The organism is Buttiauxella sp. AC142, from assembly GCF_979253435.1.
Window position 1 is genome coordinate 131,674 of record NZ_CEEDCH010000001.1, and the last position, 21,277, is coordinate 152,950.

23 protein-coding genes are annotated in these 21,277 nt (G+C 52.7%); 7 read left to right on the forward strand and 16 right to left on the reverse strand.

Going from position 1 to position 21,277, the window contains the following annotated elements; all coding sequences use genetic code 11:
• Nucleotides 1–6: 6 nt before the first annotated feature.
• The 14 genes from phnP to phnC all read right to left on the reverse strand — a co-directional run bounded on the left by phnP (nucleotide 7) and on the right by phnC (nucleotide 10,956).
• Nucleotides 7–765 (reverse strand): phosphonate metabolism protein PhnP, encoded by a 759-nt coding sequence (gene phnP / locus AC0IWZ_RS00510; RefSeq protein WP_471678395.1) that lies wholly within the window; start codon nucleotides 763–765, stop codon nucleotides 7–9.
• Nucleotides 743–1,201: an aminoalkylphosphonate N-acetyltransferase gene (phnO, locus tag AC0IWZ_RS00515; RefSeq protein WP_034492551.1), complete on the reverse strand. Its 459-nt coding sequence runs from the start codon at nucleotides 1,199–1,201 to the stop codon at nucleotides 743–745. The genes phnP and phnO overlap by 23 nt, the downstream gene beginning before the upstream one ends.
• 106 nt (nucleotides 1,202–1,307) lie before the next feature.
• Nucleotides 1,308–1,841 (reverse strand): ribose 1,5-bisphosphokinase, encoded by a 534-nt coding sequence (phnN, locus tag AC0IWZ_RS00520; RefSeq protein ID WP_115631473.1) that lies wholly within the window; start codon nucleotides 1,839–1,841, stop codon nucleotides 1,308–1,310.
• Nucleotides 1,841–2,977: an alpha-D-ribose 1-methylphosphonate 5-triphosphate diphosphatase gene (gene phnM / locus AC0IWZ_RS00525; RefSeq protein WP_471678394.1), complete on the reverse strand. Its 1,137-nt coding sequence runs from the start codon at nucleotides 2,975–2,977 to the stop codon at nucleotides 1,841–1,843. The genes phnN and phnM overlap by 1 nt, the downstream gene beginning before the upstream one ends.
• On the reverse strand, nucleotides 2,967–3,668 hold the full coding sequence (gene phnL / locus AC0IWZ_RS00530; protein WP_034492559.1) for a phosphonate C-P lyase system protein PhnL: 702 nt from the start codon (nucleotides 3,666–3,668) through the stop codon (nucleotides 2,967–2,969). Before phnL ends, phnM begins: the two co-directional genes overlap by 11 nt.
• Nucleotides 3,669–3,783: 115 nt before the next feature.
• Nucleotides 3,784–4,542: a phosphonate C-P lyase system protein PhnK gene (gene phnK, locus AC0IWZ_RS00535; protein WP_471678393.1), complete on the reverse strand. Its 759-nt coding sequence runs from the start codon at nucleotides 4,540–4,542 to the stop codon at nucleotides 3,784–3,786.
• Nucleotides 4,539–5,387 (reverse strand): alpha-D-ribose 1-methylphosphonate 5-phosphate C-P-lyase PhnJ, encoded by an 849-nt coding sequence (locus tag AC0IWZ_RS00540; protein ID WP_034492565.1) that lies wholly within the window; start codon nucleotides 5,385–5,387, stop codon nucleotides 4,539–4,541. The genes phnK and AC0IWZ_RS00540 overlap by 4 nt, the downstream gene beginning before the upstream one ends.
• On the reverse strand, nucleotides 5,380–6,444 hold the full coding sequence (locus tag AC0IWZ_RS00545) for a carbon-phosphorus lyase complex subunit (protein ID WP_471678392.1): 1,065 nt from the start codon (nucleotides 6,442–6,444) through the stop codon (nucleotides 5,380–5,382). Before AC0IWZ_RS00545 ends, AC0IWZ_RS00540 begins: the two co-directional genes overlap by 8 nt.
• A complete protein-coding gene (phnH, locus tag AC0IWZ_RS00550; RefSeq protein WP_471678391.1) occupies nucleotides 6,444–7,028 on the reverse strand; it encodes a phosphonate C-P lyase system protein PhnH in 585 nt (194 codons plus the stop codon). Before phnH ends, AC0IWZ_RS00545 begins: the two co-directional genes overlap by 1 nt.
• Nucleotides 7,025–7,486 carry a phosphonate C-P lyase system protein PhnG gene (phnG, locus tag AC0IWZ_RS00555; protein WP_034492571.1) on the reverse strand — a complete coding sequence of 154 codons (462 nt, stop codon included), beginning with the start codon at nucleotides 7,484–7,486 and terminating at the stop codon, nucleotides 7,025–7,027. The genes phnH and phnG overlap by 4 nt, the downstream gene beginning before the upstream one ends.
• On the reverse strand, nucleotides 7,487–8,212 hold the full coding sequence (phnF, locus tag AC0IWZ_RS00560; protein WP_034492573.1) for a phosphonate metabolism transcriptional regulator PhnF: 726 nt from the start codon (nucleotides 8,210–8,212) through the stop codon (nucleotides 7,487–7,489). It abuts the gene before it with no gap.
• 16 nt (nucleotides 8,213–8,228) lie between these two features.
• Nucleotides 8,229–9,011 (reverse strand): phosphonate ABC transporter, permease protein PhnE, encoded by a 783-nt coding sequence (phnE, locus tag AC0IWZ_RS00565; protein WP_034492575.1) that lies wholly within the window; start codon nucleotides 9,009–9,011, stop codon nucleotides 8,229–8,231.
• A gap of 111 nt (nucleotides 9,012–9,122) precedes the next feature.
• Nucleotides 9,123–10,139: a phosphonate ABC transporter substrate-binding protein gene (gene phnD, locus AC0IWZ_RS00570; protein ID WP_410373564.1), complete on the reverse strand. Its 1,017-nt coding sequence runs from the start codon at nucleotides 10,137–10,139 to the stop codon at nucleotides 9,123–9,125.
• 34 nt (nucleotides 10,140–10,173) lie between these two features.
• Nucleotides 10,174–10,956, reverse strand: coding sequence for a phosphonate ABC transporter ATP-binding protein (phnC, locus tag AC0IWZ_RS00575; RefSeq protein ID WP_471678390.1), 783 nt, complete (start codon nucleotides 10,954–10,956; stop codon nucleotides 10,174–10,176).
• A 190-nt stretch (nucleotides 10,957–11,146) separates the two neighbouring features.
• On the opposite strand from phnC, the gene AC0IWZ_RS00580 reads away from it, so the two are divergent.
• A complete protein-coding gene (locus tag AC0IWZ_RS00580) occupies nucleotides 11,147–12,361 on the forward strand; it encodes a phospholipase effector Tle1 domain-containing protein (RefSeq protein ID WP_410373565.1) in 1,215 nt (404 codons plus the stop codon).
• 112 nt (nucleotides 12,362–12,473) lie between these two features.
• On the opposite strand, the gene yjdN is transcribed toward AC0IWZ_RS00580, so the two are convergent.
• Nucleotides 12,474–12,914 carry a VOC family metalloprotein YjdN gene (yjdN, locus tag AC0IWZ_RS00585; RefSeq protein ID WP_410373566.1) on the reverse strand — a complete coding sequence of 147 codons (441 nt, stop codon included), beginning with the start codon at nucleotides 12,912–12,914 and terminating at the stop codon, nucleotides 12,474–12,476.
• A 167-nt stretch (nucleotides 12,915–13,081) separates the two neighbouring features.
• Nucleotides 13,082–13,417, reverse strand: coding sequence for a zinc ribbon domain-containing protein YjdM (locus tag AC0IWZ_RS00590; protein ID WP_034492586.1), 336 nt, complete (start codon nucleotides 13,415–13,417; stop codon nucleotides 13,082–13,084).
• A 383-nt stretch (nucleotides 13,418–13,800) separates the two neighbouring features.
• Between AC0IWZ_RS00590 and crfC the strand changes: the two genes are divergently transcribed.
• From crfC to evgA, 6 genes are all read left to right on the forward strand, one after another.
• The gene (crfC, locus tag AC0IWZ_RS00595; protein WP_471678389.1) at nucleotides 13,801–16,167 is read left to right on the forward strand and encodes a clamp-binding protein CrfC; all 2,367 of its coding nucleotides are present in this window, start codon (nucleotides 13,801–13,803) and stop codon (nucleotides 16,165–16,167) included.
• Nucleotides 16,164–17,021, forward strand: a complete 858-nt coding sequence (locus AC0IWZ_RS00600) for a diguanylate cyclase regulator RdcB family protein (RefSeq protein WP_410373568.1) — start codon at nucleotides 16,164–16,166, stop codon at nucleotides 17,019–17,021. The genes crfC and AC0IWZ_RS00600 overlap by 4 nt, the downstream gene beginning before the upstream one ends.
• A 292-nt stretch (nucleotides 17,022–17,313) precedes the next feature.
• The gene (locus AC0IWZ_RS00605) at nucleotides 17,314–17,628 is read left to right on the forward strand and encodes a PTS sugar transporter subunit IIB (protein WP_410373569.1); all 315 of its coding nucleotides are present in this window, start codon (nucleotides 17,314–17,316) and stop codon (nucleotides 17,626–17,628) included.
• Between the two features lie 9 nt (nucleotides 17,629–17,637).
• Nucleotides 17,638–19,026 carry a glycoside hydrolase family 1 protein gene (locus AC0IWZ_RS00610; protein ID WP_034492596.1) on the forward strand — a complete coding sequence of 463 codons (1,389 nt, stop codon included), beginning with the start codon at nucleotides 17,638–17,640 and terminating at the stop codon, nucleotides 19,024–19,026.
• Between the two features lies 1 nt (nucleotide 19,027).
• Nucleotides 19,028–20,350 carry a PTS sugar transporter subunit IIC gene (locus tag AC0IWZ_RS00615; protein WP_034492597.1) on the forward strand — a complete coding sequence of 441 codons (1,323 nt, stop codon included), beginning with the start codon at nucleotides 19,028–19,030 and terminating at the stop codon, nucleotides 20,348–20,350.
• A gap of 311 nt (nucleotides 20,351–20,661) precedes the next feature.
• Complete coding sequence (evgA, locus tag AC0IWZ_RS00620; RefSeq protein WP_034492598.1) at nucleotides 20,662–21,276, forward strand: acid-sensing system DNA-binding response regulator EvgA; 615 nt, start codon at nucleotides 20,662–20,664, stop codon at nucleotides 21,274–21,276.
• The last annotated feature ends 1 nt before the right edge of the window (nucleotide 21,277 follow it).

Below are 21,277 nucleotides of genomic sequence, written 5' to 3' on the forward strand. Positions count from 1 at the left end.
AAAACACTAATCCACCCGAATAACCATCCCGTCAAACCCGGCTTCAAACCCTTGCGGCAACGCATTGTCCATCAGCCAGCAATCAAATTGATGGCTGATGTGTGTGAGGATCACGCGCGGGCAATCCATGTGTTTATTCAACTCGAAAACCGTATTGAAATCGCAATGGTTTTTCGGCGTTTCGGTACGCGGTTCGTGGCTGCAATCAATCACAATCACCTGCGGTTTATTGTTCGCCAGAAACTTCAGCGTTTTTTCCGGCAGGCCAGCGGTGTCGCATAGCCACGCCACACGGCTGTGCGGAGTTTCAAACAAATAACCAAAAGTGAGTTTTGAATGGTTGAGCGGCAGAGGGGTTATGCACAGCGCCTGCAGCGTAAACCCGACAAACGGTTCCAGCGTGTGGCTGAAATCGAGAATTCCAGGATGTTTAAACAGATCGTCGCAGCCTTGCTCATCCGGTGGGCCGTAAACCGGGATTTTATCGCCCACGCCCCAACGTAGCGGGAACAAGCCCTGAACGTGGTCCATATGGTAATGGGTGAGCAAAAACTGCTGAAATTCTCCAGGCAGCCAGTGGTCCATTAAATCGGGAATGCCCGCATCCAGCAGCGTGACCGCGTCGTTAAACTTCACGACTGCGCTGCAAGGCTTGCGGCGATAGTGTGGATGATTGCGCGCACGCTCGCAGGCCGCGCAAGAACAGCCGAAGGCGGGTACCAGTTGCGCACCGCCGGTTCCGCTAAGGGTTAACGTCAGGCTCACTCAAACTCTCCACCGGTTTAGTAAAGCGGAAATGGGTATTTTGATAGCCTTCGCGCTGGTAGAAACGGTGCGCGTCGAGGCGTTTGGCGCTGGTGGAAAGCTCGGTGAGTTCCGCGCCTGCAATCCGCGCCTGTTCTTCTGCCCAGGCTAACAGTTTGCTGCCCACGCCGTGGCCGCGTGCGGCGGGCATCACCACCAGCTCCTGGATTTCACCCACCCAGTTCACATGGTGCAGGTGAAATTGCATATGCAAACTGATCATGCCGACAACAGCACCGTTAAGTAACGCAAGTTGGTAGCATAAGTTGCGATCGTCGAGGTTGGCTGCGAAACCCACGTTAAATGCCTGGCGGTTAAACTCCGCCTGTTTTAGCTCACAAATCAAAGCGTAAACGGCATCGCTATCGGCGAGTGTGGCGCGGCGTAATTCAAGCATGGCGCGTTTCCTTGTGAATTTGGTGGATGACGCTACGCTTATCCACCCTACAAAATCATGCACTTGTAGGTCGGATAAGCGTAGCGTCATCCGACATTAAAGCAGCTCAATAGATCAAATGTATAAACGACGAGACAGATTCATCAAGACTATCGTCGTTATTCAGTATCAAGCACTCGTCCAAATTCGGGGCGTAAAGTGCCGCACGTTGCAGGCGCTGCTCGATTTGCAGCGCGGTTTCGCGCCCGCGAGCTTCAAGGCGCTGGCGCAAAACGTCCGTCGAAACATGCAGGCAAATGGGCACTAACGCTTTGCCATAACGCGCCCGTGCCTGGGCCAGATGCTGGCGCGAACCGTTCACCACCACGTCGAACCCGGAATCGAGCCAGATATCCAGCTCGATGCCCACGCCGTAACGTTGGTGATGCGCCTGCCAGCACAGGGCAAACAAGCCCTGGCGCTGGCGCTGGGTAAACTCCTTTTCACTCAGAGCGATATGATTTTCACAGCCAGCGTCGGCGGCGCGGGTGATATATCGGTGCGCCACCAGCAGTTGATTATTCTCCTGCTGGCGCAGCGCGCCGAGCAGGCTGTCTTTCCCGGAGCCTGACGGCCCCATCAACCAGACTATTTTGTTCATCAGAACACCCGTATTCCCTGACGCCAGACGTGGCCGACGTGAATGTGATCGCCATGCTGATGCGCCAGTACCATATCGGCACGTTTGCCTTCCGCAAGCACGCCACGGTCGTCAAGATTCAGCGCTTTGGCCGGGTTGCGCGTCACCAGTGCCACGGCCTGCGCCAGGGTGAAATGGTTGGTTTCTTCAAAAGCCACCCGGAACGCGGCATCCAGCAAACTCGCCGGATAATAGTCGGAGGAGAGAATATCCAGCAGGCCAACTTGTGCAAGTTCATGTGCCGCCACGTTGCCGGAATGCGACCCGCCGCGCACGATATTCGGTGCGCCCATTAATACGCTCAAACCATGCTGGCGCGACGCCTGTGCGGCTTCCAGCGTGGTCGGGAACTCGGCGATGACGCTGCCCAGTTCGTGAGATTCTGCGACGTGCGCACGGGTGGCGTCGTCGTGACTGGCGAGCGCAATATTGCGAGCGCGGCATTCAGTGGCAATCGCCAGGCGGTTGGGTTGCGACCAGCGTTCAGCCAGCGCCAGCTGTTCCGCTTCATAGCGGTCCATGTCGGCGTCGTTAAGCTGATATTTTCCCTGATAATATTCGCGATACTTCACCAGGTTGGAGAACTGACGCTGGCCTGGCGAATGGTCCATCAACGACACCAGCGACACGCCGCCACGGTCGATCAACTGCTGGAACAGCGGCAGCGTGGTGTGGTGCGGTAGTTCGCAGCGCAGATGCAGGCGGTGCTCGGCGCGGTTCACGCCACGCGCCTGGCTGTCCATCACCGCGTTGATCATTTTCTCTAAGTTTTCCAGACGGTCGCCGCCGTCGCGCACATCGCCAAGGGCGACGGCATCGAGCACGGTCGTGATCCCGCTCGCCACCATTAAAGCATCGTGGCTGCTCATCGCCGAATGCGCGGGCCAGTCGACTTTTGGGCGTGGGGTAAAGAATTTGTCGAGGTTGTCGGTATGCAGCTCGATAAGCCCCGGCAGCAGCCAGCCACCTTCGCCATCTTGCGCCTGCGGCAACTGGCTTGGGCTGTCGGCAAAATTACGAATCACACCGTCGGCCACTTCCAGCGAGCCGTTAACCACTTCATTTTCCAGCACCAGCTTGACGTTATTAATGATCATTTTTGGCCTCAACGGTTGCCATATTGTGTAAACGATCTGCGACCTGGTTGCGCACGCTTTCATCGTGGAAAATCCCGACCACTGCCGCGCCGCGCGCTTTGGCTTCCAGTATCAAATCCACCACGGCGGCGCTATTTTTCGCATCCAGCGAGGCCGTCGGTTCATCAAGCAGCAAAATCGGGTAGTCGACGATAAAGCCACGGGCGATGTTTACGCGTTGCTGTTCGCCGCCGGAAAACGTTGATGGAGCCAGGTTCCACAGGCGCTCCGGCACATTCAGGCGCGTCAGCAGCATGGACGCTTTGTCTTCACAGACGTCACGCGAGACGCCCAAATCCAGCAGCGGCTGCATCACGACTTCAAGCGCTGAAATTCGCGGGATGACACGCAAAAACTGGCTCACCCAGCCGATGGTCTGGCGGCGCACCGCCAGCACGTCACGCGCCGGAGCCTGCACAATATCGAGCCACTCGTCGTTATGTTTGACCCAGATATGGCCCTGGTCAGGCAAATAGTTGGCGTACAGCGAGCGCAACAAAGTGGATTTTCCGCTGCCGGAATGGCCGTGCAGCACCACACATTCGCCCGATTCCACTTCCAGAGAGGCATTCGCCAGCACCGGCAAACGGATGCCGTGTTGATGGTGTAACACAAAGGTTTTGCTGAGGTTTTCAACCCGTAATCTGTACATGTTGGTTCCTTAAAACGTCTGCCATGACGTCGGATGACGGCTTCGCCTTATCCGACCTACAGGTTCGTTGTTCGTAGGTCGGATAAGACGCGTCAGCGTCGTCATCCGACAAATGTCAGTTCTGCAACACCGATGACACCAACAACTGGGTATACGGATGGTGCGGGTCGTCCAGCACACGGTCGGTCAGGCCGCTTTCCACCACTTGCCCCTGTTTCATCACCAGCAGGCGGTCGGCCAGCAAACGCGCCACGCCCAAATCGTGGGTGACAATCACCACCGCCAGGTTCAGCTCACGCACCAGGCCGCGCAGCAGGTCGAGCAAACGCGCCTGCACCGAAACATCCAGCCCGCCGGTTGGCTCGTCCATAAACACCAGTTTCGGGTGCGTCACCAGATTGCGGGCAATTTGCAGACGCTGCTGCATCCCGCCGGAAAAGGTGGTTGGCAGGTCGTCGATGCGCGAAGCCGGGATTTCCACCTCTTCTAACCAGCGCTCGGCGGTGGCACGAATGTCACCGTAATGGCGTGCGCCGGTTGCCATTAAACGCTCGCCGATGTTGCCGCCCGCCGAAACGTGGCGGCGCAGGCCGTCCATCGCATGCTGGTGAACCACGCCCCATTCGGTGCGCAGCAGGAGGCGGCGCTCGCCTTCGCTCATGTCATATAAAGAAGAATCGAGATACACCACTTCGCCGTTTTGCGGCGCGAGGCGGGCAGAAATGGATTTCAGCAGCGTGGTTTTACCGGAGCCAGACTCACCGACTATCCCCAGCACTTCGCCAGGATAAAGCTCGAATGACACATCGCTGAAGCCTTTGCCCGGCGCGTACAGGTGGGTCAGGTTATTGACCGAAAGTAAGGGTTGAGTCATTTGCTTGCGGCCTCGCTGTTCTGGCGGCAGAAATCGGTATCGGAGCAGACGAACATGCGGTTGCCCGCATCGTCGAGCACCACTTCGTCAAGGTAGCTGTGGTGCGAACCGCAAATCGCGCAAGGCTCTTCCCACGCCTGGACGGTAAACGGATGGTCGTCAAAATCGAGGCTTTCGACGCGGGTGAACGGCGGCACCGCGTAGATGCGTTTTTCACGCCCGGCACCGAACAGTTGCAGCGCGGGCATCATGTCCATTTTCGGGTTGTCGAATTTCGGGATTGGCGACGGGTCCATCACGTAGCGTTCGTTCACTTTCACCGGGTAGGCGTAAGTGGTGGCGATATGGCCGAAACGGGCGATGTCTTCGTACAGTTTCACCTGCATCACGCCGTATTCTTCCAGCGCGTGCATGGTGCGGGTTTCGGTTTCGCGCGGTTCGATAAAGCGCAGCGGCTCAGGGATTGGCACCTGGTAAATCAGGATCTGGTCCTCACGAAGTGGCGTTTCCGGGATGCGGTGGCGCGTCTGAATCAGCGTGGCGTCGGCGGTGGATTCGGTAGTCGCCACGTTGGTGACGCGCTTGAAGAAGTTGCGAATCGACACGGCGTTGGTGGTGTCGTCTGCGCCCTGGTCAATCACCTTCAGCACGTCGTTTTCGCCGATCACGCTGGCAGTGATCTGGATGCCGCCGGTTCCCCAGCCATAGGGCATCGGCATTTCTCGCCCGCCAAACGGCACCTGATAACCCGGAATGGCGACCGCTTTGAGAATGGCGCGGCGCAGGGTGCGTTTGGTTTGCTCATCCAGATAAGCAAAGTTGTAGCCGGAGAGTGCCTTAGTCACGATGACGTTCCTTTTGCAGACGTTTGAGCAGTTCCAGTTCGGCCTGGAAATCGACGTAGTGCGGCAGTTTCAGGTGCGAGACAAACCCGGCGGCTTCGACGTTATCAGCGTGGGCCAGCACGAACTCTTCGTCCTGCGCCGGGCCTGCTACCGTTTCATCGTAGTCCGGCGCTTGCAGCGCGCGGTCAACCAGCGCCATCGCCATCGCTTTGCGTTCGCTCATGCCGAACACCAGCCCGTAGCCGCGCGTGAAGTGCGGGTCTTCATTTTCGGGGGCGACAAAACCATTGACCATTTCGCACTCAGTAATCAGCAGTTCGCCGACGTTAAGTGCAAATCCCAGCTCTTCCGGCACAATTTCTATATCGACATAGCCACTGCGAATCTCTGCCGCAAACGGGTGATTGCGTCCGTAGCCGCGCTGCGTGGAATAGGCGAGGGCCAGCAAATAACCTTCGTCGCCGCGCACCAGTTGTTGCAGGCGCGAGGAACGTGAACACGGGTAAACCGGCGGCTGGCGGGTGATGTCGTCAGGTTTTTCGCCGTTATCTTCTTCGGCTTTCGCCAGCCCCTGTTTTGCCAGCAGGCTGAATACGTGCGGCGCGGGTTCGGCGTGGTCATCCGCGGTTTTAAGCTGTGGCGCTTCGCCGTTTGCCAGCAAGGTGAAATCCAGCAGACGGTGGGTGTAATCGTAAGTCGGGCCGAGTAATTGCCCGCCCGGCACGTCTTTATAGACCGCAGAAATTCGGCGCTCGATGCGCATCTCGGCAGTGTTCAGCGGCTCGCTCACCGCCAGGCGCGGCAGCGTGGTGCGATAAGCGCGCAGCAGAAAGATGGCTTCGACCATGTCGCCGCTGGCCTGTTTGATGGCGAGAGCGGCGAGTTCCCGGTCGGCAATACCGCCTTCGGTCATCACGCGATCCACCGCCAGGCCAAGCTGTTGCTCGATTTGCGCGACGCTCAGTTCGGCCAGGTTTTGGTTGCCACGACGATTGTGTTCCTGCAATTGATGGGCGGCGGCTATCGCCTTCTCGCCCCCTTTGACGGCGACGTACATCAGCACACCTCCACATGAGTGGTGCGAGGGATCGCCAGCAGGCGGTCGCCGCAGGTGAGAATCAGGTCGATGCCCAGCGGGAACGGGTGCGGGCGCTCGGTGAGTTCGTGGATCACGCAGTCCGGCAGTTGTGGGGCAATCATGCGTTCTTCGCGAATACCCGCGCCGGTTAAGCGCAACATGCGGCCACCGCTCAGGCTCGGCACCTGCAAAATCAGCGTGGCGCTGGTGTCGGGGGCGACGTCGGTGCCTTGCGCCAGCGCGTTCAACTGCCCGGCGGTGATTTCTGCGTCGGCGACGGCAAACTGCGCGTGCTCAGGCGTCAGGGAAATGGGGGCATTTGTATGGAATCGGACATTTTTCAGCGTGACGTCATTGCTCAGAGCGTCGCTAATCCACACCGGAGTGTCGTTATCGGCAAGCGTCAGCAGCACGCTGGTGGAGGCCACGTTCAGCGGTTTCCAGCCATGTTGCAGGGAATGCAGCGCGACGATTACGCCCGGCTCGCTCATCGCTTTTAGCAGGCGACGGAAGCTCTGTTGGGCGTCCTGCACGGGCAGGTTGAAAGCGGTCATCAGGGTCATGCGTTATCTCCGCGAACCAGAGTGAAGAAGTCGACTCGGCTGCTGTTAATTTGGGTGCGGCGAGCAGCTAAACGCTGTTCGCGATTGGCGGCCAGAGGCGCAATAACAGTTTCTTGTAAAGTCTGGAATCGAACTTTTTCCTGCATCAGCGCGTCGATCACGGCACAGCGTTCGGCGTGGGCTTTGTCGCGCCCTAATAAGTAGCTGTAGCCGTAAGTCCCGTTGGCGAGCTGCACCACGGCGCGGGTTAGCGTGGCGTCACCGGCAAAAAAGCGTTGCCCGGTTGCGCCCATTCGCGCCTGAATTTGTGCAAGTCCGGTTTCGGCCTTGCGGATAACTTGATATTCAGGGTTGAGATTTTGTTCTGCCCAAATGGCGGCCAACTCTTGCGGCAGGCTGTGGGCGAGCACGGCCATCCACTGCTGGCGCTGTGCGGTGTCAAAATGCGGTGCGTCCATTTAGTGCTCCATGGTGAATTCAATCATGTCGGCGCGCGTCAGGCTGACGGAGTATTCCGCAGGCGAGGCGTCACCTTCATGGTGGTTGAGAGTGCGCACGCACAGCAGCGGAGACATATTCGGGATCTCCAGCAGGCGACTTTCTTTGGCCTGAGCGCGGCGTGCGCTGATGCGTGTTTGGGTGCGTGTGAGGTTGATACCGAGTTGGGTCTGAATCACGTCGTGCAGCGAACCGCTGGTGAACTGTTGCAGCGTGGGCCACCAGGCAAGTTCCGCAAAGTAATGGTCAATCAGGCACACCGCGATGCCGTTAACGCGGCGCAGTGTGCGCAGGTGAATAATGTTCTCGCCTTCGGTGACGCCGAGCGCGTCTGCCACACTATTGGAGGCCGGGCGCAGCACCGCGAGTAAGCGCTCGCTGGTGGGGTGGCTTCCCTGGTCGAGCAGGTTCTGGCTAAAGCGGGCTTGCGAATTTAACGGGTAGTCGAACGGGCGCATCAGCACTAACACACCAATTCCCTGGCGGCGCTGCACCCAGCCTTTCTCAACTAACTGGTCGATGGCGCGGCGCAGCGTGTGGCGATTCACTTCATAACGCGCTGCCAGTTGGCTTTCGGCGGGCAGGTAGTCGCCGCAGCGGTAGTTTTTACGCAGCTCCACTTCGAGCAGGGCGGCGATTTCCTGGTAACGCGTCGGGTAACTGGTCGGATGTCTGGATAAGTGCATTTTCAACAAAGCCTCGTTAAATGAAATGCTTACGTAACCGTTGCGACATGAAATCCAACAGGCTGACGGTGATGATGATGACAATCATCAGCGCGCAGGTTTGCTGGAACTGGAATCCACGAATCGCTTCCCAAAGTGTTACGCCAATCCCGCCTGCGCCCACCATGCCAACCACCGTTGCCGAACGGACGTTCGACTCAAAGCGATACAGCGAGTAGGAAATCAGCAGGGGCATCACTTGTGGCAGTACGCCGTAGATAATCTCTTCAAGTTTGTTGGCACCGGTGGCGCGAATGCCTTCTACCGGGCCGGGTTCGATAGCTTCCACCGCTTCAGAAAGCAGTTTGGACAGCACGCCGGTGGTGTGAATAAACAGCGCTAAAACGCCAGCGAAGGGACCAAGACCGACGGCGACCACGAACAGCATGGCGAACACCATTTCGTTGATGGCGCGGCAGGCGTCCATCAGGCGGCGCATCGGCTGGTAAATCCACCATGGCACTAAATTGTCGGCGCACATCAGGCCGCAGGGAATGGAAAGCACGATGGACAGCGCTGTGCCCCAGACGGCGATTTGTAGCGTGACGCCCATTTCACCGAGGTATTGTTGCCACTGGCTGAAATCAGGCGGGAAGAAATCGGCGGCGAAGGTCGCCATGTTGCCCGCATCGCGGAACAGAGTCAGCGGAGCCATTTCCGCGCCTTGCCAGGACGCAACGAGGACCGCTAACAAAATCGCCCAGCTCAGTAGCGAGAACCAGCTACGTTTTGGTGCGGCGACCTGAATGGTTTGTTGCATGGGGTGCTCCGTGTTTGGGTTTTGCTTAACACTGTCGGGTGACGCTGCGCTTACCCGACCTACAAGCTCTGGGCCGTAGGGGGGATAAGCGAAGCGTCATCCACCAACAATTTACTGAACCGCTTTATTCACGTTGCTCATCGCAGAAAGCGCGGCGGTCAAACGATCCAGGTCACTAAGCTGGTTTTGCAGGGCAGTGACTTTGGTGGTTTTTTCCGGCTCGGCTAACCCTTTGTTGTCCTTCACACCTTGCATCTGTTTAAACAGGGCGAGCTGGCGAATCGGCACCAGTTGCAGGTCGCTGGATGGGCGGAACGGCGCCCAGGTCAGGCCTTTGAGCACCGCAGCTTCTTCCGGCGTTTTGCCGTAAGTCATGAAGAAGTCATAGATTTTGTCTTTGGTGGCTTCGGAGAGGTTTTTACGCCACACGATCGGATCGCCTGGGATCAACGGAGATTTCCAGATGACTTTCAGATCTTTGAATTTCTCAGGGGCGGTTTGCTTCAAACGATCAAGGTTTTCAGTGTTGTTGGTCGCCACATCCACCTGTTTGTTCGCCACCGCCAGCGCGTTGGTTTCGTGGTTGGCATTCACTGAGCGTTTGAATTCGTTCGGTGCCGCGTTGTTTTTGGCGAAAACGTAGTATCCAGGGACCAGATAACCCGAGGTTGAGTTCGGGTCGCCGTTGCCAAAAGTCAGCTCTTTGCGTTTCGCTAACATGTCCTGCAGATTATTGATTGGGCTGTCTTTGTTAACGATCAACACGCTCCAGTAACCCGGCGATCCATCTGCCGCGACCGTCTGAGCAAACACCTGGCCGTTGGCGCGATCCACCGCTTCCATGGCCGAAAGGTTGCCGTACCAGGCGATATCCACTTTGTTAAAACGCATACCCTGAATGATCCCGGCGTAGTCCGGCGCGAAGAAAGCATTCACTTTCACGCCCAGTTTCTTCTCCATATCCTTCAGGAACGGGTCCCACTGCGGTTTCAGGTTTTGCTGGGATTCGGTGGAGATAATGCCGAAGTTCAGGGACTTTTCTTGCTCATCCGCATGGGCTGCGTTGAACAGGGCGCTAACGCTCAGGAGGCTGGTAAAGGCGAGTGCTTTTACGGCTTTGTAGCTCATGGCTGACTATTCCTTGAAGTAGATAGCAAAGTGGTTAAGCAGCAACCGCATCAACGCGATTTATGCTGCGGTAAAGATTTCCCAGCCGTTCGTTGTCGAACGCCGAGCTGCTTCCGTCGTAAAAAACATGACCCTGGCGCAGGGCGACAATGCGTTCGCAATAGCGCAGGGCGTAATCCACCTGATGCAGCGTCACGACTACGGTGATGCCGTCCAGACGGTTAATGTCGTGCAGCGTTTCCATCACGATGCGTGCGGATTCCGGATCGAGTGAGGCAATCGGCTCATCGGCCAGAATCACTTTCGCCTGCTGCATCAGCGCCCGGGCAATCGCCACGCGCTGCTGTTGCCCACCGGACAGGGTGGAGACGCGTTGATACGCAAATTGCGCCATGCCGACGCGGGTCAGCGCCTGCAACGCACGTTGCTTTTGTTCGCGGGTAAACCAGTTAAAACAGGTACGCCAGAACGGCGTGGCACCGAGCGCGCCAATCAGCACGTTTTCGAGTACCGTCAGGCGATTCACCAGGTTGAACTGCTGGAAGATGTAGCCGGTGTGAGCACGACTCTTGCGGATATCGCTTGCCAGGCGGCCTGCTTTTTGGACGGTGTGGCCAAGCAATTCAACATGACAATCGGCTGATTTATCAGAAGTAATCAGGCCGCTTAGGTGACGTAAGAGAGTGGATTTTCCTGAACCAGACGGCCCCAGCAAAGCGACCATCTCACCTTCATTAACTTCCAAATCAACAGCATTTAATGCCTGATGCTGGTTGAAGGTTTTGCTCAGTTTGTTGACGCGAATAATAGTTTGCATCACACGGCTCCTTAAAAAGTTGCCTCATGGTGCCGATGAAATGTGACGATTTTGTTAAGGATAAGTGTACATATGATGAAGAGTGAGTCTCAGCCTGGAAGTCATCAGGCTAATCAACTATTTGTCGTATTGTTTAGCGTCTCGTTTTTGGCTTTGCTTACAGATACCCTCTGGCCTTGGGAATTCAGCAATGAGCAAAAATATTATTTTTTGTGCCGATGGCACATGGAGCGCTCCTGGTGTTGAAGAACAAGCGGATGACGAAGCCGCGGCAAGTAATGTTTATCAGTTATTCGTTGATTTAAAAGGTGCTGTAGACCAGCAAAGTTTGCTGCTGGCAAATGAACAAGAAAAGACGCTTACCGATAACAGCGGCAATGTGCTGCAAGTGGCCAAATATATTCATGGCATGGGCGATCCGCATAACGGCCTGGTAAAAAGCCTGGGCGGCGCATTTGGCGCGAGCCTGATCATCCCGATTATTCGCGGCTATACGTTTATTAGCCGCCACTGGCAGCCTGGCGACCGGATTTATATTGTCGGATTTAGCCACGGGGCTTATACCGCGCGAATGCTGGCAGAAATGATCGTCGATCGCGGCTTACTCAACCGCGACAGGCTGCATTTAAACGTGCGCAATAAAGAAGAGGCCTGGCGTTTTGGTTCGTCCATCTGGGCGCAATATCTGGCTCATGCACCGGATATGAGCCCGAGTATTTTGGGCAGCGTATTGCGTGAGCTTCCTGGGTTTTTCTGTGACAGCGTTGATCCCACTTGTATTACGCGCCCGGCTTCCATTGAAGCGGTTGCGGTCTGGGAAACCGTCGGGCAGATGGGCATTCCTAAATATTTCAACGACAAACGTTACGATATTTTTCGCTTTCACAGTACAGAGCTGCATTCGCGGGTCAAATACGGGCTACAGGCGATTGCAATAGATGAACAGCGCGTCGATTTAACCCCGGTGCTGTGGGACAACCGTGACCGTATTTTGCAGGTGATGTTTCCGGGGATTCATCATGATGTGGGCGGTTATTACAGCGGCACTGATGAAGATCGCTGTTTGTCTAATGGCGCGTATTTGTGGATGCACGATGCGCTCGATGATTTGGGTATTCATTTGGCGCGGGGCGAAGTGGTGTCTGATGCGCTTGGTCCGATGCACTGCGAATGGTATCCGCCAACGCGCTATTTGCGCATTATGCCGCGCCAGCTTCCTGCCCCCGTTAGCTCGTCAATGATGGTGCATCAGTCGGTTATCGAGCGGATTAATGGGGGAAAATCGTTGCTACAACAGTCGGCGGTAAGCGGGGAGTGGCAGACCGGGCCTTATGTTCCGCACCCATTGCTGGATTACCAGCATGCGGCAAACGTGATCCCCATTAATTGGGCGATTGCGCGGTAAAAAGTGTTACCCATGTGCCCGGTTTGTACCGCTAGCGTCATCCACCCTTTCGTCAGATTTGTCGGATGACGCTGCGCTTATCCGACCTACGTTTGGCATCAGGTCGAACCGGTTACATCGGTTTTTCGACATTCACCATCCACGGAATACCGTATTTATCGGTCAACATGCCAAAGCCTTTTGCCCAGAAGGTTTCTCCGTACGGCATGGTGATATCGCCTCCGACGGAGAGATTATCAAACCAGCGTTTGCCTTCGTCGACATCTTTGCTGGTAAGACTCAGCGCGTAACCCGTGTGTTTCACTTTATCGGCGCACATATTGCCGTCACTCATCATCACTTCGCCGCCGCTAATACGTACATTGGCATGCATGATTTTATCGTCAGGCCAGTTAAATCCGCTGCCGCAACCCTCGGCGGTGTCGCTTGCTTCATCCTTCGGCATTTCGCCAAAAGTCATTTTAAACAGTAACTCAGCACCAACGGCTTGCTTGTAGAAGTCGATAGCTTCTTCGCAGGTGCCGTCAAAAAAGATGTAGGGGCCAATAGACATGGTCTAATTCCTCATAGAGAGAGATTATTTTATGGACAGAACAAGTTTAGATGCGGGGCGCGGGGCTAGCCAGGCGGGGGGAGGGGGAATGGTGGATGACGCTGCGCTTATCTACCCTACAACGACCCTTCGTAGGTCGGATAAGCGCAGCGTCATCCGACACTAAGTTAGTTCTTTTTAACGAACTCAGACTTCAGCTTCATCGGGCCAAAACCATCAATCTTGCAATCAATGTTATGGTCGCCTTCAACCAGACGGATCCCTTTGACTTTAGTACCAATCTTCAACATTGAAGAGCTGCCTTTAACCTTCAAATCTTTCACTACGGTGACGTTATCGCCGTCAGCCAGCAGATTACCGTTGGCATCTTTAACAATCAGTTGGTCGCTGTCTTGCGCAGGTTCGGCATCATTCCATTCATGGGCACATTCCGGACAAATAAACATACCGTTGTCTTCGTAGGTGTACTCGGAATTGCATTTCGGGCAGTGAGGGAGAGTCATAAATAATATCCTCAAAAATAGCGGCGTTCCGCCAAAAGTGGCACGATTATACATTAAAACCCTGCTTTTGTCGGGACTACTGCTGTAATGATGAGTGCTTTCAGACATGCAGCAATAAGAAAGTGCTATTTTAAAACGTTATTTAATTTCCAAATTCGCGACGAAAATACAGAATTGGATTATCAAAATGCGTTATTGTATTCTTTTCCGAGTTATTCAACTGGCGACTCGTCCAGGTCTTTTCTATATGAAAAATTAGTCTTAATTATAATATTAACGAATAAATGATTTCCGCACGTAATTATAATTACCGGTACTGCATTCCCACAAAAATATAAAGACTTTTAAAAATCCGCGTAATTTGATTTAAGTAAGGATTTTTTATGCACACACAAGCAATATTTGAGTTAAGTCAGGAAGCAGAACGGTTATTGCAACTCGCCCTGCAAAACCTGAATACTTTAAAAACGACCTCTTTTACGGCACAGCATAACAATAATTATTTCGCTCAACCGTCAACAGGCAAGGTTGCAGCCTCGCAATTTTGCCCACGCAGCATTCAGGCGCAACAGGCGCTGCTGCAAAATGAGCTACGGAAAATTACCCAGCATGAAATGGTGCTGGCGATAGTCGGAACGGTAAAAGCGGGAAAATCTACCACCATTAATGCCATTATTGGGACGGAAGTTTTGCCTAATCGCAACCGTCCGATGACGGCGTTACCGACGCTTATTCGCCATACGCCCGGCCAGCGTGAACCGGTGCTGCATTTTCCCTATGTTCAGCCCATTGAAAAGCTGATGGAGATATTGCAAACCCGTTTGCAACAAGCGGACAGCGAAACGCTGACAAAACATCTGGAAATTGACAAGGATATGGCGGGGTTATTAACCCGAATTGCCGAAGGAAATTCATTCGCTAAGCATTATCTTGGTGCGCAGCCCATATTTCATTGCCTGAAAAGCTTGAATGACCTGGTGCGTTTATCCAAAGCGCTGGATGTGCCTTTTCCTTTTAAAGCGTACGCGGCGATTGAACATGTTCCGGTTATTGAGGTGGAATTTGTCCATCTTGCAGGAATGGATGAAACCCATGGCCAATTGACACTATTAGATACGCCAGGGCCAAATGAAGCTGGACAGCCACATTTGCAAAAAATGCTTCAGGAACAACTGGCGCAGGCATCGGCTGTGCTGGCGGTGCTGGATTACACCCAATTAAAATCGGTTTCTGATGAAGATGTGCGCAAAGCTATTTTGGGCGCTGGAACTTCCGTCCCGCTTTACGCGCTGGTGAATAAGTTTGACCAGAAAGATCGCAATAGCGACGATGAAGAACAAATTAAAGCGCTGATTTCCGGCACATTAATGAAAGGGGCAATCGATCCCAGCCATGTTTTCCCGGTGTCATCTATGTGGGGATATCTGGCCAATCGCGCTCGTCATGAACTGACATTACACGGCAAATTACCGCCTCCCAATGAGCAGCGCTGGGTGCAGGATTTTGCTGACGCCGCACTTGGCCGTCGTTGGCGCAATGAAGATCTGGCGGATGCTGGAGCCTTGCGCCAGGCGGCAGAATTACTGTGGGAAGATTCGATGTTTGAAGCACCGGTCAAAACGGTGCTCCATGCCGCTCATGCTAATGCGTCGATGTACGCGCTGCGTTCTGCCTGCCAGAAATTGCTGAACTACACCCAGCGCGCGGAAGATTACCTGAATTTCCGTTGCCACGGCCTGCAAATTGCCAGCGAGCAATTGCAGCAAAATATCGCAGCACTGGAAGATGATATGAATCTGGCGGCGTCCAGTCAGCAGACGGCCAATACCGTTGCACGTAATAACGTCAAACAAGCCATTGATGCAATGGGTGATTTTATTCGTCGCTATGAGCTGCAAATTATCACCCACATTGAAGATTACTTTCGTAATGGCATGGTGCCAGAGAAACTCACGCGCCAGGCGCTCTCGTTTGGCACTCAGCGCGGGCGCGACTTTGACGCCCGCCACGCCACTCTCAGTTTTGACGACGAGCCTTCTGCGCAAATTGCGCTCCACAGAATTCGCGCTTCATGCGAAGTCATTCTGACTGCCGCACAAGAAAAGATGACCGAGGAGTTAACTCATCTTTTCAGTTATCTCGAAGTCGAACTGGCCGATACGCTGCGAAATACCCTCAAACCGATTGAATCTCGCGTCGCGCAGGGGTTAACGCAGGCCGGGTTTCGCACCAATATTAGCCTGCCGGTGTTTCACGTCGGCTTATTAAACTTCAATGCTAATCAGGCATTTAACGAGCTTATCGAAGAGCAGGATATTCCCGTCGCGCGATTACGCCGCCCGGAGGGAATGCGTGGAACGGTGGCTCGCTGGCTCAATAGCGACGATTGGGGCTGGGAAGGCTACACCGTCATGCAAAGTCGCTACGTGATTTCCCTGGCCGATGTGCAACGCAGGCTGTGCCAGCATGTGGCTGAGTTCTTGTTGCAGCTTAACCAGAACATGGCGGCACAAATCGAAATGTCTGTCACGGAGGGAATGACCGCCTTCTTCGATGATTTTTCCCAGGCGCTGGATGCGATACGCCTGAATCTGCAACAAAGCCTGATGGCACGTTCGCAAAATGAAGAGGCGGTGATGATCTTGCGCCAGCAGCTTCAACAGTGTGTCCGAACCACACGCTACATCCACGAGGACACCCGCCTGTTGCGGGATGATATTCAGACGCTTTTTACGGTAGAACAGCAATGAGTGGTTTATTACCCGGAACGCAAACACGCGCTTTGGAATGTGTTGCAGAGAAGTTTGTCGTCGACTTTGCCAGAAACAGTGGTGCCATGCGCGAGTCGTGGCGCAGTCAGCACAGCAAAGCCTTTTATCAACGTCTGACGAAGGAATTCATCGGCCAAAGCCAGTTGCAGAAATGGGCGCTGGACGACGTATTACTGGATGCGCCAGAAGTGACGTTGGCGATGCTCGGGCAGCTTTGCCAGCGGGTTGCCAAAAAGCACCGGGCAATGGTCAAGGTACAAGAGAGCATGCGTACGCGCGTATCCTATGATGTTCCTGAGATTCGCCAGCAGTTCGTGCAGTTACAGCAACTGCTGGTGCAGCGTATCGACAAACTGGAAATTCAATTGAACGCCAGCGATATGACTCATCTGGGGCTGGTGCATTGCGAGCAGGTTATTGCCCGCTGGCAGTCCGGGCATTACTCGGCATTTTCTCCGGCCGGCCGCTGTTATATCGCGCTACAAGAGTTGTATTGGGGTGCGTTTGGCGAGGCGCTACGCTTCGGTAATGCATTGCAAACCACGGAGTTAATTGAGCAAGCACGTGCGCTGGCTATCAGGCAATTAGCGCAAGATGTGAATGCGTCTGTCCGCACTCGCCATTACTACTATGAATGGCTGATGTTCCCAACAACGCCAGAAATGATGGAAAGCAAAGAAGCGCTGGCATGGCTTGGTGATGATTGTGACAGCGAAAAACACCCGGTTAGTTTTGCTACAACGCAAACACATCAGGGCGTTTCGCTGGGGATGCCGCGTATTTGTTCGGCAATGCGATTGGGTAGTGCGATGGTCGATGAAGTTTTTAATTAAAATAACGAATAACAGTAATGACTTCTGGAATATATTTATATTCCAGAAGTCATAATGTTCAGCGATATAATCCCATAACATCGCAAATATGAATAATATTTGCGATGGAAGTAACAGCCCTATCTTACTGTTTATCATGCCTAAAAATTAAGAAGTACCATCATCTGCCTGAAAGTACCAATTGTTAAAATTCATTCTGTGTTGTCCCTCTCTTGCTGCTTTTTACGGCTCGCCGCAAAATCTAATTTAACGCATGTCGAGCAGAACAAGACTTATTACAAAAGGGGATATGATGAAGAAGATCTTTTTATGCTGTGCAGCCGGAATGTCTACCAGCATGTTAGTGGAAAAAATGAAGCAGTCCGCCACTCAACGCGATATTACCGTTGAAATTACGGCGGTGCCGGTTTCTGATTTTGACCAAATCATCACTGAAGCAGATGTCATTTTGCTGGGGCCGCAGGTGAAATTTCAACTGAAGAGTTTATCCACCGCTGCCGCTGCGCACGGCGTCCCTGTTGCAGCCATTGATATGATGCAGTATGGCTCTATGCAAGGTGACAAAGTGCTGGATCACGCCCTGTCTTTACTGAATAACCCACAATAAGGGCAGGCTATGAATTACGATTTTCCTGATAATTTCTGGTGGGGAACCGCCACCAGTGCGACACAATCCGAAGGGCATAAATCCGGTGATGGTAAAGGGGAGAATATCTGGGATTATGCCTCGCACCATTTTAATCAGCGATTTCATAATGGCGTAACTGCCGATGACACCTCGACCTTTTACCAGAATTATCGGGAAGATATTCAGCTTGCCAAAAATATCGGTCTGAACTCGTTTCGTACCTCTATTTCCTGGTCACGATTAATCCCTGATGGTGATGGGGAAATTAACCCGCAGGCAGTCGATTTTTACAATTCAGTCATCAACGAACTGCATGACCAGGGTATTGAGCCGTTTATCAACCTGTATCATTTTGATATGCCGATGGCGCTTCAGGAAAAAGGCGGATTTGAAAACCGCGAAGTCGTGGATGCGTTCGCCAGATATGCGGAAATCTGCTTCGACCTATTTGGCGATCGCGTCCGTTATTGGTTCACGTTTAATGAGCCGCTTATCCCGGCAGAAGCCGGATATTTGCATCCGCGTCATTATCCGTATGTGACCAATTTCCGTCGCGCAGCTCAGGTGCTCCATCATATTGTACTGGCGCATTGCAAAGCCGTTGCAGCCTGGCGACGTATGAATTTGCCGGGAAAAATCGGCATTATCATGGATGTTATTCCGGTCTATCCGCGCAGTGATTCACCGGAGGATTTACACGCCGCAGAAATGGCAGACTTGTTTTATACCCGCAGTATTAATGAACCTATTTTGCTGGGGCGATATCCTGACGAACTGATAGCGCTGCTGAAAGAACACGATCAGCTGCCGCAGAGTTTGCCGGGTGACTGCGAGCTTATTGCCAGCACCAAAATTGATTTACTGGGAATAAATTACTACCGCCCTCGCCGCGTCAAAGCACGTGAAACGCTACTCGAAGAACCGCATGGTTTTGTGCCGGAACGTTTTTTTGAAGAATACATCATGCCGGGTCGCAGGATGAATACATCCCGCGGCATTGAGATTTATCCCGCAGCGCTCTATGACATTGCGATGGTGGTGAAAGAGCGTTACGGCAATTTACCGTGGTTTGTTTCTGAAAACGGAATCGGTATTTCTGATGAAGAACAGTTCATGGTTAACGGCCAGGTTCAGGATGATTATCGGATTGAATTTCTTCAGGAACATCTGAGCTATTTACATAAAGCGATGGCTGATGGCAGCAACTGCCTGGGCTATCAAATGTGGACGTTTATCGACTGCTGGTCATGGCAAAATGCTTATAAAAACCGCTACGGCTTTTACCGCCTGGATTTAGAAACGCAGCAACGCTCATTGAAAAAGTCAGGGCTTTGGTTCCGTTCGGTAATTGAAAATAATGGCTTCGAGAGGGCATAAGATGTCTTACTTTGAAAGACTGGCTGAAAAGATGCTCCCGGTGGCGAATGCCATCGGCAATCAGCGTCATATGCAGGCAATCCGCAACGGGCTGATTTCTATTTTGCCACTGACGATTGTGGGTTCATTTTTCGTTATTTTGCTCAATATCCCGATCAAAGGGTATATGGACTTTATCGCGCCATGGCGCGATATGCTGGATGTTCCCTTTCGCTTCACCGTCGGGCTGATGTCGCTGTACGCCGCCTTTACCATTGGCTCGTTCCTCGGGAAAAGTTATAAACTCAACGATATTACCAGCGGGCTATTAGCGATGCTGGCGACGCTGCTGATGATTGTGCCCGTCAACATTAAACAAGGGGTTACTGTTGCCGGAGATGTGGTGTCGGGGCGTTATATTCCAATCACATCGTTAAGTTCCCAGGGGTTATTTGGCGCAATTATTTCATCGTTAATCGCCATCGAGATTTATCGCTTTATAAAAGTCAGAAATATCGAAATTAAAATGCCGGAAGGTGTGCCGCCGGTTGTAGCCAGTTCGTTCTCAGCGTTGTTCCCGACGCTCGCCGTGGTGCTGGTTTTCTGGATCCCGCGTCACTTTTTTAATATTGATATTAACGCCATTATCAGCTTCATTATTATGCCGCTCAAAGGGTTTATGACCGGCACGAATCTGTTTGGCGGTATTGTGACTCAATTCTTTATCGACCTGTTCTGGGTGTTTGGTATCCACGGTCATGCAGTGATGGGGCCGCTGATTCGTCCACTTTGGGATCAGGCGATTGTGCAGAATATGGAGATGTTCCAGGCCGGAACCAGCGCCTATGAGCTGCCGAATATCTTCACCGAGCAATTCTTCCAGTGGTATGCGCAGATGGGCGGGACGGGCTCCACACTGGCGTTAGTGGTGCTGTTTATTCGTTCTAAAGCGATATATCTGAAACAACTGGGGAAATTATCGTTTATTCCAGGGTTATTTAATATCAATGAGCCAATGATATTTGGTGCACCGATAGTGATGAACCCGATTCTGGCGGTGCCGTTTATTCTGGCACCGATGGTGAATACCGTGGTGGTGTATCTGTTTACTATCACCGGGCTTATTCCGCGTATGATGGTGAAACCACCGTTTACCATTCCAGCCCCGCTCGGCGCGTTGATTACCACCAACTGGAACCTGATTGCCTGCGGGCTGGTGTTTATCTGTTTCTTTATTTCTCTGGCGATTTATTACCCGTTCTTCAAAGTATACGAGAAAAAAATGCTGGAAACTCAGCAGCAGCAACAAGAAGAAGAGAAAGCAAAGCAACTGGCTGATGCATAAAACTGACTCAGGGTGTTCACGCTTACATGGGAAGGATTTTTCCCTTCTCATGTAAGCGTGAGACGGTTGTATTCAAAAATAACAATTAAGATTCAAACGTAATAATTGAAATCCCTATCCTACGTATGTAGTCCAAAATAGATCATTCAAATATGATCGAAATCATTTTTCTCCATTATTCCTACAGGGTGTAAATATTTAAGAACACTTTGCCAGTGATGTTAAAATTTAATCTACGCCAGAATCATCTCTAAAAGTAATAATATTACGCGCTTCGCTGTTTCCTTTTCATACCAGGATGTTTTAACGCAATGAACGCGATAATCGTTGACGATCACCCATTGGCTCGTATAGCCATTCGCAATTTGCTGGACACCAATGGCATCACTGTCACCACCGAGCTGGACAGCGGTGAGCAGGTGGTGCAAACCGTAGAAAGACTCAAACCTGAACTGCTGATTATTGACGTCGATATCCCCGGTCTTAGCGGTATCGAAGTGCTGGAGCAATTACGAAAGCGGCACTATCTCGGCATTATTATTATCATCTCTGCCAAGAATGAACTGTTCTACGGTAAACGTAGCGCCGAATTTGGTGCCAATGGATTTGTGAGCAAAAAAGAGGGGATGAACAATATCCTCGCGGCTATCGAGGCGGCAAAAAATGGCTACAGCTATTTCCCTTTCTCTCTCGAACGCTTTAGCGGTTCGACCCTCACCGAACAGGATAAGCTGGATACCTTGTCTACCCAGGAGATGAAGGTATTACGCTATATCCTCAATGGCATTGATTACACCACCATTGCCAGCAAAATGAATATCAGTAATAAAACCGTGAGCACCTATAAAAGCCGCTTAATGGAAAAGTTAGACTGTTCTTCATTAATGGAACTTTACGATTACGCGCAAAGAAATAAAATAGGGTAAT

Coding starts and splice junctions, on each gene's coding strand:
- crfC (WP_471678389.1), top strand. CDS start 13,801: ATGCACACACAAGCAATATTTGAGTTAAGTCAGGAAGCAGAACGGTTA.
- phnH (WP_471678391.1), bottom strand. CDS start 7,028: ATGACCCTGATGACCGCTTTCAACCTGCCCGTGCAGGACGCCCAACAG.
- phnE (WP_034492575.1), bottom strand. CDS start 9,011: ATGCAACAAACCATTCAGGTCGCCGCACCAAAACGTAGCTGGTTCTCG.
- evgA (WP_034492598.1), top strand. CDS start 20,662: ATGAACGCGATAATCGTTGACGATCACCCATTGGCTCGTATAGCCATT.
- phnD (WP_410373564.1), bottom strand. CDS start 10,139: ATGAGCTACAAAGCCGTAAAAGCACTCGCCTTTACCAGCCTCCTGAGC.
- phnK (WP_471678393.1), bottom strand. CDS start 4,542: ATGACTCAACCCTTACTTTCGGTCAATAACCTGACCCACCTGTACGCG.
- phnG (WP_034492571.1), bottom strand. CDS start 7,486: ATGGACGCACCGCATTTTGACACCGCACAGCGCCAGCAGTGGATGGCC.
- phnM (WP_471678394.1), bottom strand. CDS start 2,977: ATGATCATTAATAACGTCAAGCTGGTGCTGGAAAATGAAGTGGTTAAC.
- AC0IWZ_RS00610 (WP_034492596.1), top strand. CDS start 17,638: ATGAATTACGATTTTCCTGATAATTTCTGGTGGGGAACCGCCACCAGT.
- phnC (WP_471678390.1), bottom strand. CDS start 10,956: ATGCAAACTATTATTCGCGTCAACAAACTGAGCAAAACCTTCAACCAG.
- phnF (WP_034492573.1), bottom strand. CDS start 8,212: ATGCACTTATCCAGACATCCGACCAGTTACCCGACGCGTTACCAGGAA.
- AC0IWZ_RS00605 (WP_410373569.1), top strand. CDS start 17,314: ATGAAGAAGATCTTTTTATGCTGTGCAGCCGGAATGTCTACCAGCATG.
- phnN (WP_115631473.1), bottom strand. CDS start 1,841: ATGAACAAAATAGTCTGGTTGATGGGGCCGTCAGGCTCCGGGAAAGAC.
- phnL (WP_034492559.1), bottom strand. CDS start 3,668: ATGTACAGATTACGGGTTGAAAACCTCAGCAAAACCTTTGTGTTACAC.
- yjdN (WP_410373566.1), bottom strand. CDS start 12,914: ATGTCTATTGGCCCCTACATCTTTTTTGACGGCACCTGCGAAGAAGCT.
- AC0IWZ_RS00580 (WP_410373565.1), top strand. CDS start 11,147: ATGAGCAAAAATATTATTTTTTGTGCCGATGGCACATGGAGCGCTCCT.
- AC0IWZ_RS00590 (WP_034492586.1), bottom strand. CDS start 13,417: ATGACTCTCCCTCACTGCCCGAAATGCAATTCCGAGTACACCTACGAA.
- AC0IWZ_RS00600 (WP_410373568.1), top strand. CDS start 16,164: ATGAGTGGTTTATTACCCGGAACGCAAACACGCGCTTTGGAATGTGTT.
- phnO (WP_034492551.1), bottom strand. CDS start 1,201: ATGCTTGAATTACGCCGCGCCACACTCGCCGATAGCGATGCCGTTTAC.
- AC0IWZ_RS00545 (WP_471678392.1), bottom strand. CDS start 6,444: ATGTACGTCGCCGTCAAAGGGGGCGAGAAGGCGATAGCCGCCGCCCAT.
- AC0IWZ_RS00615 (WP_034492597.1), top strand. CDS start 19,028: ATGTCTTACTTTGAAAGACTGGCTGAAAAGATGCTCCCGGTGGCGAAT.